General features: G+C 37.4%; 13 protein-coding genes, 3 pseudogenes and 1 riboswitch. Of the genes and pseudogenes, 12 read left to right on the plus strand and 4 right to left on the minus strand.

Annotated features, from left to right (window positions below):
• The 8 genes from ACOI1C_RS18865 to ACOI1C_RS18900 all read left to right on the plus strand — a co-directional run.
• Positions 1–366, plus strand: a 366-nt coding sequence (locus ACOI1C_RS18865) for a hypothetical protein (protein ID WP_422512136.1), incomplete at its 5' end; no start/stop codon positions are given.
• A 37-nt stretch (positions 367–403) separates the two neighbouring features.
• Positions 404–661, plus strand: coding sequence for a hypothetical protein (locus ACOI1C_RS18870; RefSeq protein WP_422512179.1), 258 nt, complete (start codon positions 404–406; stop codon positions 659–661).
• On the plus strand, positions 612–800 hold the full coding sequence (locus tag ACOI1C_RS18875) for a hypothetical protein (protein ID WP_422512137.1): 189 nt from the start codon (positions 612–614) through the stop codon (positions 798–800). Before ACOI1C_RS18870 ends, ACOI1C_RS18875 begins: the two co-directional genes overlap by 50 nt.
• Positions 801–823: 23 nt before the next feature.
• Complete coding sequence (locus ACOI1C_RS18880; protein WP_422512138.1) at positions 824–1,261, plus strand: hypothetical protein; 438 nt, start codon at positions 824–826, stop codon at positions 1,259–1,261.
• 152 nt (positions 1,262–1,413) lie between these two features.
• Complete coding sequence (locus ACOI1C_RS18885) at positions 1,414–2,688, plus strand: IS4 family transposase (RefSeq protein ID WP_422512139.1); 1,275 nt, start codon at positions 1,414–1,416, stop codon at positions 2,686–2,688.
• A 402-nt stretch (positions 2,689–3,090) separates the two neighbouring features.
• A riboswitch (cobalamin riboswitch) is annotated at positions 3,091–3,267 on the plus strand.
• 133 nt (positions 3,268–3,400) lie between these two features.
• Positions 3,401–5,692 (plus strand): ribonucleoside-diphosphate reductase subunit alpha, encoded by a 2,292-nt coding sequence (locus ACOI1C_RS18890; RefSeq protein ID WP_422512140.1) that lies wholly within the window; start codon positions 3,401–3,403, stop codon positions 5,690–5,692.
• A gap of 13 nt (positions 5,693–5,705) precedes the next feature.
• Entirely contained in the window at positions 5,706–6,749 is a 1,044-nt protein-coding gene (locus tag ACOI1C_RS18895) for a ribonucleotide-diphosphate reductase subunit beta (RefSeq protein WP_422512141.1), read from the plus strand.
• Positions 6,739–7,188, plus strand: a complete 450-nt coding sequence (locus ACOI1C_RS18900) for a flavodoxin domain-containing protein (protein WP_422512142.1) — start codon at positions 6,739–6,741, stop codon at positions 7,186–7,188. The genes ACOI1C_RS18895 and ACOI1C_RS18900 overlap by 11 nt, the downstream gene beginning before the upstream one ends.
• Positions 7,189–7,323: 135 nt before the next feature.
• Here ACOI1C_RS18900 and ACOI1C_RS18905 read toward each other — a convergent pair.
• Positions 7,324–8,708 (minus strand): annotated as a pseudogene (locus ACOI1C_RS18905) (tripartite tricarboxylate transporter permease).
• A 120-nt stretch (positions 8,709–8,828) separates the two neighbouring features.
• A complete protein-coding gene (locus ACOI1C_RS18910; RefSeq protein WP_422512143.1) occupies positions 8,829–9,284 on the minus strand; it encodes a tripartite tricarboxylate transporter TctB family protein in 456 nt (151 codons plus the stop codon).
• A gap of 316 nt (positions 9,285–9,600) precedes the next feature.
• On the opposite strand from ACOI1C_RS18910, the pseudogene tnpA reads away from it, so the two are divergent.
• Positions 9,601–10,036: pseudogene (gene tnpA, locus ACOI1C_RS18915) on the plus strand (IS200/IS605 family transposase).
• A gap of 75 nt (positions 10,037–10,111) precedes the next feature.
• Positions 10,112–10,441, plus strand: a pseudogene (locus ACOI1C_RS18920) (carbon starvation protein A); the annotation flags it as partial.
• Positions 10,442–10,609: 168 nt separating this feature from the next.
• Here the strand turns inward: ACOI1C_RS18920 and ACOI1C_RS18925 are convergent.
• On the minus strand, positions 10,610–11,203 hold the full coding sequence (locus ACOI1C_RS18925) for a Uma2 family endonuclease (RefSeq protein ID WP_422512144.1): 594 nt from the start codon (positions 11,201–11,203) through the stop codon (positions 10,610–10,612).
• Positions 11,204–11,280: 77 nt separating this feature from the next.
• On the opposite strand from ACOI1C_RS18925, the gene ACOI1C_RS18930 reads away from it, so the two are divergent.
• Together ACOI1C_RS18930 and ACOI1C_RS18935 are read left to right on the plus strand one after the other, a co-directional pair.
• On the plus strand, positions 11,281–11,502 hold the full coding sequence (locus ACOI1C_RS18930) for a hypothetical protein (RefSeq protein ID WP_422512145.1): 222 nt from the start codon (positions 11,281–11,283) through the stop codon (positions 11,500–11,502).
• A 28-nt stretch (positions 11,503–11,530) separates the two neighbouring features.
• Positions 11,531–14,260 (plus strand): MBL fold metallo-hydrolase, encoded by a 2,730-nt coding sequence (locus tag ACOI1C_RS18935; RefSeq protein ID WP_422512146.1) that lies wholly within the window; start codon positions 11,531–11,533, stop codon positions 14,258–14,260.
• Between the two features lie 535 nt (positions 14,261–14,795).
• Here ACOI1C_RS18935 and ACOI1C_RS18940 read toward each other — a convergent pair.
• Positions 14,796–15,146 carry a hypothetical protein gene (locus tag ACOI1C_RS18940; RefSeq protein WP_422512147.1) on the minus strand — a complete coding sequence of 117 codons (351 nt, stop codon included), beginning with the start codon at positions 15,144–15,146 and terminating at the stop codon, positions 14,796–14,798.
• Between the last annotated feature and the right edge of the window lie 141 nt (positions 15,147–15,287).

Raw genomic sequence — 15,287 nt, forward strand, 5'->3', positions numbered from 1 at the left:
GTCCCATGCTTCCTCAAAATTTGCTTAGCGTATGTTTTCCGCGTTTTGTTGGTAGGACCCCATAAAGAACAAAATCGACCCTTTGATAACAGCGTAGAACCTCAAAGAACATTGCTACAGGGCGACGACGAAAATACTACTCAACCTAAAGATGGAATACAAATGATAGGGTATACGGTTATTCAAACAGATTCAAGCCCTACTCCAGTTCCTATAAGTTACACGTCTGACCAAGATAATAAGTATCAAGTTCGAAGGGAATGGGGTGAGCGGGTGACACGGGTGAAGACAAAATTAGAAACTAATGAAAAGGTGATTGCATTAACGCTGGACGGCCTGTTCATTAAATCGTATTCCATTATTTGAAATCGAAAATCATGGCACAGAACATCGGCCTTTATCTATAAACGGAAATTCTGCATGGGGAATTAAAGGAACTGAGAAAGTAAGTGAAATTGTAGATGAAGTGCTTACTAACTATCGTAGTATAGAGAAATTAACGGGTAAGGCACCAAAATTTTTTCGCTCGGGAACTGCCTTCTATGACGAAGTTGGGGTAAGATTTGTCAATGAGATAGGCGAGCAAGTAGTTAACTACAATGTTCTGGGGGATGCTGGGGCAACTTTTTTCAAAGGAACAAGTGAGAGATGCCATACTTAATGCAAAACCTGGGTCCAATGTGTTACTGCATATGAATAAACCAGATAGTGAAACAGCAGAGGGAATAAAGCTTGCCATACCAGTACTTAAACAAAGAGGATTTCGATTTGTGAACCTGGAAGATTATCCACTAATTTAAGACTTTTATTCAGGAGGTACTAAATGATAAATCCTGCTTGGTTATTTGTCAGCGCAACCGTTATTGCTGATGTTGGGATACTGGTCTCTTTCAATAAATTGATGTCACATATTCATTCGAAAGTGGAAGAAGGCAAGGAAATTAACATTGAGTCGTTTCAAAAAGAACAGACTCGTTTTTTTATTAAGGTCGCTGTTGTAGAAGCGATCCCAATATTATTAATTGTCGTAGGCTTTACCCCAATTGAACAATTAGTCGCACCCATTAATATCTTTATCCCTTTGGTCATTATTGGTGCAGTCTTTCTAATCTGCTTGGTTAGCGTTCTTAGTAGTAGAAGAAATACAATGTCTTTTGATGAAATTTCTCATGAATCAAAACATATAGTTAACACATATATGTTTATGGGGCTAATCTTGTTGTCAGCAATTCCACAATGTCATAAACTTAGTATTCCATAAAATGGGTTTATGTACTTTATAGATGAAATTTACTAATTTGTGCGTAAATGTTCAGAATATCGTTAAATTTTATCTTGACATTTCAAAATCACCACAATAATCGACTTGAATACCAATTTTTAGGTATATCAATCGAGATGTGGTGATTTTTTATGGGAAAAAGTAAGTTTTTAGAAGCGGTAGAGGTGATACAAAAGCAACTGGATGATTTCATTTTCATGTGCGACTCAAGAGTGAAACCAACTTATTTCACTCGAGAAGGAAATAACAAGGTTAATTTTAAGAGCACAATCCTATTTATGCTTAATTTTGTTCGAAGAAGTCTTCAGTTTGAACTAGACCAATTCTTCGAATTGTTTCATAAAGGTGAAATGGCTATAAGTAAACAAGGTTTTTCTGCAGCCAGGGAGAAGATTAAACCAGAGGCATTTATAGAATTAAATCGTACGATCGTTGACTGGTTCTATAACCGAAATGATTACAAAACATTTATGGGGTATCGCTTATGTGCTATTGATGCTTCAATCTTTGAAATAAACAACTCTAAAAGATTAAGGGATTCTTATAACTGCGCTAAAGGCACGTCGGTCGAGCTTGCACGAGCTATGGCATCCTGTATATATGATATCGAAAATAACATGATTGTCAAAGCAATAATTACAAAATTTTCGACTGGTGAGCGTGGTGTAGCTGTGCAACTGATTGAAATGTTGAAGGAAAGTGGCTCAAAGAATGATCTTCTCCTCTTTGATCGTGGCTATCCTTCAATTGATTTCTTTTTTTATCTCGATAAATCTAACATAAAATTTGTTATCAGAATTCCTACCAACTCATATAAGAAGATGATTGAACCGTCATTATCTGATCAAACCATTAGGTTTGATAGAAAAGGAAAAAGCATATGTTTACGTGTATTGAAATTCGAGTTAGATTCAGGCATTGAGGAAATTTTAATCACCAACCTAATGGACGAAGCAATGGATGTTAAAGCTTTCAAATCCCTATATTTCAAACGTTGGGGGATTGAGACCAAGTATGATGAATTAAAGAATAAGCTGCAAATTCAAAAATTTACTGGGGATACACCTGTTTCAATTGAACAAGACTTTTATGCGTCTATCTTTCTATCTAACATGGCCTCCCTAGTTAAACAAGAGGCAGATGAATTGATAGCCGAAGAACAGAAACACAAAAATTTAAAGTATGAGTACACAGTCAACACGAACATACTTATTGGTAAATTGAAAAATACGTTGGTACAAATCATTTTAGAAAAAAGCCCTAGGAAACGTAAGGCGTTGTATAAAAAGCTAATGGAAGAAGTAAGTCGAAACAGAAGTCCGATACGCAAAGAAAGAAAGTTTAATCGAAGTAAGACTAGATTAAGAGCGAATAAAAATTGTTTTAACCAAAGACCTTGTATCTGATAATTAACAAGGAAAATTTAATCGTTTATAATACCGTGTAATCTCAAAAGAATAGAATACCTAGGGGTGTGTAAAAAAATGGAAACGCACTCCCGGGCATCCTTTTGTCTTTTTTCATGGTTTCCATAAAATTGTGCCATGATAAATTTCCATACTAACAAGTTTTCATCATTGATTTGTTAAATGTTATTTTTTGTAATCTTATCTTTATGACATTGAGCAATTCCAACAATTTCTGTTGTCGCACTATTTATAATGACTGGATATGGATAATTACTATCTACACCTCTAGAAAAAAACTCGACAAAACAAAATTTTATATTGAAAATGATGTCGGCATTCTTTATTATTAGACACAGTACTATATATCGTTGTTTTAATAATGATTTATAACTACATATTGTATTCGCCTTAAGTTAAGATGCCATAGGCTTAATTGGGAATCTGGTTAAAAGCCAGAACTGCCCCCGCAACTGTAAGTGTGGACGAAATGAGTAACCCACTGTGTTTTTTTAACGGGAAGGACTCAAAGTAGGACGATGCACGAGTCAGGAGACCTGTCTTAACTTTATAAGTTTTAATTTTTTCGGGGTTGGAGAAATTAAACGGTGGCATTTTAGGAGAAGATTCGGTCCTTCTATTTTTTGTTATCGTTTATTACCACTCTGCTGAGTGGTTTTTTTGTTTTATAAGAAGATAGGAGGAGATGGGTATGGATACTAAAGTTAAGGATTTAATATTAAGTTCAGTGAAGACTGTTATTTGGAAAGCGGAGGAAAAGTACAGTATTGATACTTCTAGCTTGCGAGAGCATTTATCAAAACTCACTCTTTCTGAGGAAGAATTGAATAAACAGGCAATGACTTTTGCGTTACATCATATTTCGATGGGTCAGCCTGATTGGACGTATTTAGCTGCTCATCTTTACCTTAACGAGTTATATTTGAAGGCTAGTAAAAATAGAGGCTATAAGCCTGAGCAAAGGTATGGTGATTTCTTACAGCTACTCAAAGTGCTAACCGAGATTGGAATTTATTCAGACGCGCTACTAAACTCTTATTCTGAACAGGAGATTGCCGGTTTAGCTGATGAAATAGATCCAGAAAAAGACTATTTATTTAACTATATCGGCTTGTTCTTGCTCGCTGATCGTTACATAGCAAAGGATTATGAGAGAAATATTTACGAGCTGCCACAGGAAAGATTTATGATTATTGCAATGGTTTTGATGATGAATGAGCCAGAAGAACTGAGAATAAACCTTGTTAAAGAGGCTTATTGGGCGTTAAGTAATTTGTATATGACCGTGGCTACCCCAACCTTGGCTAATGCAGGTAAAAGCTACGGCCAATTATCATCTTGTTTCATTGACACGGTTGACGATTCCCTTGAAGGTATTTATTTAAATAACTTTGATACGGCAAGACTTAGTAAGGACGGCGGGGGTATCGGTATTTATTTTGGGAAAGTAAGAGCTTTAGGGTCTGATATTAAAAGGTTTAAGGCTAATTCATCTGGAGTTGTCCCTTGGATACGCCTCATCAATAATACAGCTGTAAGTGTGGATCAGCTTGGTCAAAGACAGGGAGCCATTGCTGTTTACTTGGATATTTTTCATAAAGATATCATGAATGGTTTCCTTGAGCTAAAAACGAATAATGGAGATGAAAGAAGAAAAGCTCATGATATATTCACGGGTGTTTCAATACCTGATTTGTTCATGGAAACGCTTGAGGTGCAGGATGAAAGTGGACGCAGTATGGGCGTATGGCATACCTTCTGTCCACATGAGGTGAAACAGGTCATGGGTTGGAAGGATGAACAAGGGAGACCACTGGGTCTTGAGGATTTCTATGATGAAAACGATAAAAAGCATTTTTCAATCAAGTATCAAGAAGCGGTGAATCATCCATTTCTGCCTAGAAAAACCTATAGAGCCATGGATATCATGTCTAGAATCATGGTAGCTCAGCTAGAAACAGGTACTCCGTATATGTTTTACAGAGACGAAGTAAACAGGCAAAATCCGAATAAGCATTTACTTACTAAAGGTAGAACATCTATTTACTGTAGTAATTTGTGTACGGAAATCGCTCAAAATATGTCCCCAACTGTCATTGTGAAAGAGTATCAGGATGAAGAGGGAAATCTTGTAATGGTGAGGAAGCCAGGAGACTTTGTTGTTTGTAATTTGTCTTCTATTAATCTACCGAGAGCTGTTCGATCTAGAGTTCTAGAACGATTGATTCAGGTACAAGTAAGAATGCTAGATAATGTGATAGATTTAAACACGATAGCAGTTGGGCAAGCCGAGGTAACTAATAAAAAATTTCGAGCAGTAGGATTAGGTACTTTTGGTTGGCATCACCTATTAGCTTTAGAAGGGATCCATTGGGAGTCTAACGTGGCGGTTGAGTATGCAGATAAGCTCTCAGAGGATATTGCCTACTACACGATTCTTTCCTCTATGAATCTAGCTAACGAAAAAGGAGCCTACAGCCAATTTAAGGGTTCAGAGTGGGAAACGGGTGAATATTTTAATCGGAAAGGATATGAATCAGAAAGGTGGAATCATCTCAAACAAGATGTTAGCCAATATGGAATAAGAAATGGCTGGCTTATGGCCATTGCACCTAATTCTTCAACGGCAAAGATTGGAGGATCCACTGATGGAATCGACCCATTGTATGCTGTTGAATATGCTGAAGAAAAGAAGAACTTTAAATTTAAAGTAACTGCACCAGATCTAAATCATGTCACATATAACTATTATCGACGAGCCCGACATGAACTAGATCAAACGTGGAGTATTAGACAAAATGCAGCGAGACAGCGACATGTTGATCAAGGGATTAGCTTTAACCTGTACGTCCGCCATGATATAAAGGCAAAAGATCTATTACATTTACACATGCTTGCTTGGAAGGAAAAACTGAAAACGACGTATTACGTCAGAAGTACATCCCAATCAGAAATAGAAGAATGTGAATCTTGTCATAGCTAAGGAGAAGGTTAATATGAATTCAAGCATTTTATCAAAAATAAAACTACTGAACCCAGAGTTTCCAAATAAATCAACGGGGATTATAAATGGACAAGCTTCAGGTATTCTGAATTGGAACGATATTGCTTACCCCCAGATGTACGACTTTTACCAAATTCTGTTATCAAACTTTTGGAAAGCACAAGAAATTAATATGCAAGATGATGTAAAGGAATGGGATCAATTATCTGTAGTGGAAAAGGATGTATTCTTACGGATAAATACACAGCTTGCCTCACTTGATAGCTTGCAAACACCAATGATGAGTCAGGTGATGGATTATGTGACCGACCCAAGCTTCAAAGCGATATTTGCTGTCATTTCACAGCAGGAAGCTGTACACAATGAATCCTATTCCTATGTTCTGAGCTCACTTGTCCCATTAAGTGAACAAAATGAGCGATTTAACGAGGCGAAAGATGATCCAATCGTACAAAAACGTAATGAATTAATTTTAGATGCCTATGAAAGGTTCAGGGAGCAACCATCCCCTCAGCATTTATTTGAACTAGCTGTTAATTCAATTAATTTAGAAGGAATTTACTTTTATTCTGGGTTTGCCTTTTTCTATAGCCTTGCCCGAAAGCAGAAAATGCTTAAAACCAGTACGATGATTAGCTATATTCAGCGGGATGAAATGCAGCATGCCTATTTCATCTCTCAATTTATCCGTATTCTTTTAACGGAAAATCCAAAGTTAAATAGTCGAGCTAACATCCAATATATTTACAGAACAATTGACCAATCCGTCCAGTTAGAGAAGGTATGGTCGAAGCATATTTTAAAGGATATGACCGATATTAATTTAACTGAGTTTGAAGGTTATCTCGAGTATTTGGCTAATAAAAGGTTTCGTCAGCTTGGACTAGCGAATTACTATGAGGATCGTGACAACCCGATGCCGTGGATTCAAGTTTTTAGTGACGAGATGATAAATGGAACAAAGTCAGATTTCTTTGAGCAAAAGTCAAGGAATTATACAAAGGTTTCCCAAGCAAATGGATTCGATGAGCTATAGAGTTGTTGTTATTTATGCATCTGTATCAGGAAACACTTACACACTAGCACAAATGATCTATGATTCCTTACTAGAAGAGAACCTGGTGGCAGACATGCTCCCTATCAATCAGCTTACAATGGTAGATTTGCAGAAATATGATATGATTCTCATCGGATCGTACACATGGGGAAGCGGAGAAATACCAAAGGACATGCTGCCTCTTTATAAGAAATTTGAAAAGGGAGAGCTTACTCGTTCCGTCACGGGAGTTTTTGGCACAGGAGATAAATGCTATCCCTACTATTGTGGTGCAGTCGACCTGTTTAGAGATATGCTTCATGTCCACTCAAATTTGGCCGTAACCCTAAAGATAGAGCTAATGCCTCAGCAAAAGGATAAGGAAAATTGTAAGAGGTTTGTGGAAAAAGTGTTGCAGCGAGTAAAGGTAAGATACTAGATACTCGTTCATTAAGAAAGAATACCAGTGTTCATAGATAGTCTTATGAAGAAGAAAAAAAGATGGTACTTGAAGATAAATTTAGAAAGAGAGCGACCGTCCAGTTGGGCAGTCGCTCTCTTTCTATTGGTTTCTTCACGCTCTTTGTTTTCTTTTATTGACGATAAGAGGATAGAAAAGTGACAGCGCAGTTAGAATCAATAAAATAATGGAAATCGGCGATTCAAAGAAAATTCCAATACCGCCGTCCGAAGCTACTATGCTTTTTCTGAAATTTTGCTCCATATCAGTTCCTACAATTAATGCAAGAATGAGAGGGGCAATTGGGAAGTCATAGAGTTTCATAAACAATCCAATAACTCCAAAAATAATTAAAATGTAGAAGTCTAGCATACTGTATTTCATTGTATAGGCTCCAATGAACGCCAGGACTAAAATGATTGGATAAAGAACCTTCGGTGGAACATCCAAAATTTTCACGAAAACGCCAACCATTAAAATATTAATAAGAACTAGGAATATTTTCCCTAAAAACATACTATCAATCAAACTCCATACCATATTTGGGTCACTCTCGAACAAAAGAGGTCCTGGTTTTACACCTAACATAACAAGGGCTCCAAGCATGACGGCTGTTGTTCCAGAACCAGGAATCCCCATTGTTAGAAGTGGAACGAATGCACCAACTGATGCCGCATTGTTAGCTGTTTCAGGCGCCGCAACACCTTCAATGGCACCTTTCCCGAATTCTTCAGGATGCTTTGATAATTGCTTTTCTGTACTATAAGCAAGTAACGAAGCAATCGCCCCACCAGCACCGGGTAAAATACCCACCAAAAACCTAAAGGCGAGCTACGAAGCATTGGCCACTTTGTAGTACGATTCCAATCTTCTTTTGTAATCCAGATTCGTCCAAGTTTATTTTTCTCACCCAGGGGATTATCAATGGTTAAATAGTTGTAGAGTATTTCACCTACAGCATAAATTCCAATAATAATAACTAAAAAGTCTATTCCGTCAGTTAAGTGGACGATATCAAATGAAAATCGATAAACTCCAGTTTGCAAATCAATCCCAATTGTACTTAGTAACAATCCTAACGCCATAGAAATAAATCCCTTAGTCATATTACCTATTGATAAAGATACGACAGCTGAAAGGGTGAACAACATTAATAAAAAGTATTCAGCAGGTCCAAATTGTATAGCTAGATCAGAAAGTGGTTTTGCGAGTAACATAAAGCCGATAATGGCAAACGTACCACCGATAAGTGAACCAATTGCAGCAATAGCAATCGCTGGGCCGGCTCGTCCCTGTTTTGCCATTTGATAACCATCAAATGTGGCTGCAATGGCGGATCCATCACCAGGTGTGTTGATTAATATGGAACTTAATGACCCACCATACATTGCACCATAATAGATGGTTCCCATTAAAATTAGTGCACTAGTAGGATCCATTCCAAATGTAACAGGAATCAAAACAGCAATCGCTGTTGCTGGTCCCAATCCTGGAAGCATACCAACGATTGTTCCTAAAAATCCTCCAAAAACGATGAATAAAATATTTTCTGGTTGAAGCACCGTGCCAAAACCATCAAGTATTTGTTGAAATTCTACACCCATGTTCTCCCCCCTATACTATGGTAAACTAACACCTAAAAGTGTACCGAACGCATACCACGTTCCTAAGCTAAAAAGCACAGATACACTTATATTTACAATCCACTTTTTTCTTCCATTTACGATAAATAATATGGCCATCAAAAATAGTATCGTAGAAATTAAAAATCCTAATTTTTCAAAGATAAGTGCATAAATAAAGGATAATACTAATGTTGAAACAATTAATAAAGATAAAGGGGCTCTACCTTTAAAAAGCAATTGTATTTCCTCATTTTGAGGATACGAATTTTTATATTCCTTTATGAGATAGATGACACTAACAATAAATAAAAATATACTAACCATCATTGGAAAATACATAGGACCTTCTGGATCCCCAAGCCTTGCTTTAGGTAAATTAAGTGTTCCGATAAAAAATAAAAGGGTAATTAAAATAAATACAATCGGTATTATCAATCTTTTAAACCCCATGCTATCATCTTCCTTCCTTTCTTTATTTTTAATAAAGAACCTCCATGTCCTTTCTGTAACTAAAGCTCTTATAAGTATTCTAAAAGTTTCGACATAGAAATGTAACCGTTTTCAAAATTAATCGTATAAAAATCGTAAAGTGTTTTTTGTTCATTTTGTTCACAAAAAAGGCATCTTGAAATTTATCAAGATGCTAGATAAAACATAAATTCGCTTATACTTTAATTTACAAATGCGTGGTTTAAATCCACCGTCTTTAGACGGTATACGCTTTTAGCCTTATCTTTAAATGTCCATACTACAATAGAGGTGAAGTATGGACGGTTATCAAAAAAGTAGTCATGCTGTATTTGATATAAAATACCACGTTATCTGGGTCACAAAATATAGGTATAAGGTTTTGCATGGTCCAATTAATTGCCAAAAGAACACGAGAGCTAATAAGGCAAGGATGCGAAGCCAGAGGGATCACTATTCTGCAGGGAAGTGTGGGCAAAGATCACATCCACCTGTTATTATCGTGTCCTCCAAGCCTTGCGCCAAGTAAGATTATGCAGTACCTAAAAGGACGATCATCCAGGCTTATACAAGATGAATTTCCAGAACTAAAGAAAAGATTCTGGGGACAACATTTGTGGGCAAGAGGGTACTTCTGTGCAACAGTTGGCAATGTCACTGAGGAAATTATTAGAAACTATATAGCTAACCAGTTTAGTGAGGGAAAAGATGAAATATTCAAGATTGAAGAATGAGTTTAGTCTAATTTAGTATGCTTTTAGCACAAGGACTTTGAGAAGACTTCAGTCTTGATATACGACTTTAGTCGTTTAACATTTGTTGACTTTACGATTTTATGGCGTTACTTCTCATGGGCTAACCAGTCAACGGCTGTTATTGCCCTATGGGTTGGTGCAATGTACTTATTCATCGCGAAGAAACAATACTGGATTGCCATGATCCCAGCAATCTTCATGACCATGACAGTATTCACTTATATCCTAAACGCACAAATTGGATTTGGCTTATCAATGACCATTTCATACATTGCTGCTGCAATTATTACTGTAGCAATTGTTGCGATCTTCTTCAAAGCAGCAATCAAAGCTCGTAATAATAACGTACAGCTAGATGAAGATGTATTGGAAAAATCTTCCTAATTAATAAATAAATTAGCTTGGGATTCCCAAGCTCTTTTATGTTTACCCGCCGATGATTGAACCATCATCCATTAAAATTGACTTATTCTCTATTAATCTTGTCTTGCTCTCCCCATTTGATAGCCCATCTCCAAATTTTTTAATGAAAATTAAGTGGAGGGATATCCGTTAAAGTAAATCTTGAAAGAGTGTATCAATGTCAATATTGATGCAAGAAAAGAGTGGAGATCTCAACGAGTCACCAGGAATAAGTGTCGCGTACAGGTTTAAGCTTTGGTTGTTTAGAAGAAACTGGTCAAGGGTCTGATGAATCGGATCAACAATCCAATATTCTTTCACACCAAAGCGGGCATAGGTTTCCTTTTTCGTTGTTTTATCTCTCTTGCCTGTGCTTGGTGAAAGAATTTCAACAACAAGGTCTGGTGCACCGCTTATTTTATCGTCTTGTATGATTGATATGTTCTCATTCATAATAAAAATAACATCAGGCTGAAATGTGTTTTTTTCGTCTAAATAAACATCGATTGGAGCGACAAGGAGTATCCCATTTGAGTGACACGTGATGTGGAGAGCATTCAAAATTTCCGTGACAAGAAGTTGGTGTTTAACGGTAGGGGATGGTAGTAAGTCATAGCGGATTCCGTTTATGATTTCATATTGCTCATCAATCAAAGCACGGCTGGGGTCAGTATTTATGTCAGAATAAGGCTGGGACTGTTCATTAACTTGCTTAGTAATGGCTGGATCCTTTGATTTTTTCATATGTCAAACCTCCTTTTGATTTAACTTAACTATATCATAAAAACTATTGAAAATAGAAAAAGGTTGTGTTAAGTTACATGTCGAGATTTATAGAAAAGGAGAGTCGAGCGTCAAATAGAGGTAGGCGAAATTTCATTAGGTTGCATGAGGATGGCAGGTCTGCAAAAATCCAACCTGTTGTCGGTTCCATGAAACTAGGGCGTTTAAGAGACATCGCGAAAGCTTATGAAATTACATTAACAAGGGAAGAATGGTACGAGCTTATCGTACGGCTGGAAATACACTACCATAAGACATAAAATTTGATCATTGAAAGGGGTAAGGAATTTGAAGGTAAGTATTTTAGGTGGCGGAAATGAGGTTGGTGCAACTTGTTTGCACATTGAGATAGCGGGGACGAACCTATTGATTGATGCGGGGATGAGAATGCATGCGGATGATCCGATGCCAGCTCTTGGAATGCTAGAAAATCTTGGTGATCCTGATGCTGTCCTTGTTACTCATGCACATGCCGATCATATTGGAGCACTTCCAGTCATACATTCGCTCTATCCGAAAGCGCCTGTTTATACTACGCCACCAACTGCTGATTTGATGAAAATTATGATGAAGGATTCATATAAAATTCTGGAACAACGTTGTATTCAAACAAATACACTAATTCCTTACACGGAAGATCAGGTTAACAGCTTACTTGGGTCTCTTCTCCTTTTTCCTGCAAGTGGAGTTCTACGGATTGGGAATGTTAACGTTACTATTTACCGGGCAGGACATATTTTGGGTGCCGTTATGATTCTTCTTGAGGGCGATGGTGAAACCATTCTAGTTACGGGTGATCTAAGCTTTAATGCGGGTCGAACCATCCCAGGAGCTCAAGTCCCACACGGAATTAACCCTGATGTGGTTGTGATGGAGTCTACTTACGGAAATAGAATTCACACGGATCGAAATACAGAGGAAAGAAATCTTGCTAATCATATTTCTGAGGTGATTTCTGACGGTGGATTTGCTCTTATTCCAGCATTTGCTCTTGGGCGTGCACAAGAAATATTATTAGTGCTACAAGATTACATGGATAAAGGACTTATTCCGGAGTTTCCTATTTATGTGGATGGACTTGTCACACCGATTAGCCGAATTTATAAAAATTATCCTCACTTCCTGAAAGGGCCTGTTGCCCATCGTATTAAAAACAACGGTGATGCTTTTTTAACCGAGGGAAGGTGTAAGGCGGTGTCCCCAAAGGAACGAGATGAAATTCTAAAGGGGAAGCCAGGATGTATTGTTGCGTCATCCGGAATGTTAATAGGTGGAGCAAGCTCGTGGTATGCACAGAGGCTTATATCGGATGAAAAGAATGCTATTTTTATAACGGGATATCAGGATGAGGAGAGCCCTGGGCGGAGACTATTAAACATTGCTGAAGGGAATGGGGATTTTCTTGAGTTAAATGGAACAAGTTACCCAGTTAAGTGCCGAATTGGGAAATACGGTCTCTCGGCACATGCTGATTCAAACGAGATCAAACGCTTTATTGAGTCACTAGATCCAACCTATGTATTGCTAGTTCATGGTGATGATGAAGCTAGAAGTCAACTAGCAAGTCAAATTGACCCGAAACATCATCCTATTCTAGTAGAAAACGGAGAAACGTACCCTTTTGAGAAAAGAGATTCGGGAAAAGGTGTAAAAGGGAAACGTTATCAGAGCAACCAATCAAACGCAAAACTCCAGGAAAAGGTTGGTCATCTATTGTTGTATCGCCCTGAAAGTGAAAATACATTTAAACTTGCAATTTGTACAGGCTTCAACTTAAAAGCAAGCATATTATTTTGCCAGACTCTAAAAGGAAAACAAGTGAAGTTAAATTTGTCACAAGTCGTAGAAACATTCGGAAGCTGGAATCGCTCAATGGATGAGTTAAAACAGGCGGCTGATCAAGTATTTACGTTTAGTAGACCCTATCTCGAGGTGATAGATTGGAGTGTATTGCCTGAACAAACCCTTTCACTTCAAGAAGTATTCCAACGATTACAGGTAGAATCACTAAAGGAACAACTGGCAGTTGGTTTGGTTTTACAAGGTTTGCCTAATGAATATCGAATTACAGATGAGCGTGGATTTGGACTTTATACCTTCAACATAAAAGTTAAGCAATTAGTAAAGGACTTGAATCTTCCTATTCAAGGGCTTAAGGTAAATCCAAACCTTGCAATGGATGCTGTTCGTGTGTATATGGGAGATCACGCAAGATTTATCCGTTGTGGAGTTGACTCCCTTGGGACTTCACAGGAAAGGATAACGATTTACTTTGACTTTCCAGATGCAGTATCTGAGCTGGAGCGGATCGAAGCTGCTGTGGCTATTCGGAAGACGACAGGCTGGGAGATCGACTTTTCTGATAGCGTTCGTCAGGATTTATTACAAGGAAAGCTCTCTAAAATGTTAGGTAAATCGTTAGGTTCTCTATCTATTCACCTAAATGAACGAACAGTTGTGATTCCTGTGTCTCGACCAACAACAGATGCTCAAACAATTATTGATCAGTTTAAAAAGGACACAGGGTTTGATTTGCATTTTAAAGAGGATAAAAGATTATCCATACAAACTTCTACCAACAAGCATGCATACCAAGCAAATACTCCCTCAAAACGAATGGAAAATAATAAGGCCATTGAAGAAGCGAAGATGTGGGCTCTAGATAGGGGAATAACGATCTATAAAACAGGAATAAGGGATCAAAATGGGGAAATTTTCATGGAAGTTCACTTCATCTCGCCAGAAGTTGCCATGCACCACGAACCTGACTTAGAAGAACTCTCATATCGAATTGGAATGCCTGTAACGTTTGCTCAACAACCGAAGCAAAATGAAATCATCCGTATAACGACAGAATTCATCCCTGAAAGTTGGAAAATGGTAAAAAACCCTTCCATCCATATTGGTAAATCGCTGGTTACTGTCAAAGTAACTTCGATTCCCAGCGAAGCTGAAAAATTGAAAGTAAGTACAGAAATCGAGAAAATGACAGGGTATTCATTAGAAATTGTCGGGTAAATAGAATGATTTTGGTGCTTATCACTCTGTTTTATAGAAAGTCGGAGGACAGGATTGATAGGTAATGCAGCCCTTCCTCCGCACTCTAAAAAATCTATTAATCTTCGACTAATTCGATGCCAATAGTCATCAATTTCAAGTATAATAATATGTCACGGGTGTTAATTATCCGGAATTATACAGATTTATAACTTGGGATTTTTTGTATTTAATCAAAATAAGAGCCATTTTAAAACGCCAGTCAATAGGCAAGTTGTCTTTTAGTAGCTGTCTTTGAAAAGAGATAAACGATAATTTGTCGAATACTCTACCTTTAGATGTCTTTGAATAGAACATAAGCCATTAAAGCGGAAAAGAGTTGATTAAAAACGGCATTTTCAGTCGGGCCAAATAAAACAGGGACATTTAGGTTCTGTTTAATCCATCTCCCCTCACTGAAATGCCCGTTCAAATCGTTGGAAATACAGGACTTGTTCATGATGGGCCGATTGGTGAACAAGTAGCTGACATGCAGCTTGGCCCGCAGCAGGTTGAGTTATTGACGGTCATTCATCTCGCTCCTAACCAAGGGTGCCACGTTTTTGCTTTTGTTTAAGAGCAAGACCCACCAAATAAGTAAATAAACGTAACCTAAGATTGTATAAAAAGACCAAACAGATCCCTGTTGTAAATGATTAACTAAATGTTCAAATTCATTGAGCCCCTCCGCTCGTCCCATGCTGTTGAGAAAACTAATTAGGGGGACAGTCATTGTAAGAAAAATGGCGATAATAGACAAACCTATAATTTTCTTTCGAATAACACTAAAAATTGCTGTTCCCAAGGAAGTTAACAAACATAAGTAGTAAATGATCCAAAACCAGGTAGGAAGAGTCTCCCAATACATTTTTTTACCTCCTCATTGATTACTTATTTCTTATTACACATTTTTTGTTCAGTATATAACATATTTTAACAGGTCACCACTTATTTGTGAGTTAATTACCAATACTCTCTTTTTTTACTTAAGTGTGGTTTTTATAAACCT

Origin of the sequence: Bacillus sp. DJP31 (genome assembly GCF_049310945.1) — a bacterium.
Classification (GTDB): domain Bacteria; phylum Bacillota; class Bacilli; order Bacillales; family SA4; genus Bacillus_BS.

Coding starts and splice junctions, on each gene's coding strand:
- ACOI1C_RS18875 (WP_422512137.1), top strand. CDS start 612: ATGCTGGGGCAACTTTTTTCAAAGGAACAAGTGAGAGATGCCATACTT.
- ACOI1C_RS18880 (WP_422512138.1), top strand. CDS start 824: ATGATAAATCCTGCTTGGTTATTTGTCAGCGCAACCGTTATTGCTGAT.
- ACOI1C_RS18885 (WP_422512139.1), top strand. CDS start 1,414: ATGGGAAAAAGTAAGTTTTTAGAAGCGGTAGAGGTGATACAAAAGCAA.
- ACOI1C_RS18890 (WP_422512140.1), top strand. CDS start 3,401: ATGGATACTAAAGTTAAGGATTTAATATTAAGTTCAGTGAAGACTGTT.
- ACOI1C_RS18895 (WP_422512141.1), top strand. CDS start 5,706: ATGAATTCAAGCATTTTATCAAAAATAAAACTACTGAACCCAGAGTTT.
- ACOI1C_RS18900 (WP_422512142.1), top strand. CDS start 6,739: ATGAGCTATAGAGTTGTTGTTATTTATGCATCTGTATCAGGAAACACT.
- ACOI1C_RS18910 (WP_422512143.1), bottom strand. CDS start 9,284: ATGGGGTTTAAAAGATTGATAATACCGATTGTATTTATTTTAATTACC.
- ACOI1C_RS18925 (WP_422512144.1), bottom strand. CDS start 11,203: ATGAAAAAATCAAAGGATCCAGCCATTACTAAGCAAGTTAATGAACAG.
- ACOI1C_RS18930 (WP_422512145.1), top strand. CDS start 11,281: ATGTCGAGATTTATAGAAAAGGAGAGTCGAGCGTCAAATAGAGGTAGG.
- ACOI1C_RS18940 (WP_422512147.1), bottom strand. CDS start 15,146: ATGTATTGGGAGACTCTTCCTACCTGGTTTTGGATCATTTACTACTTA.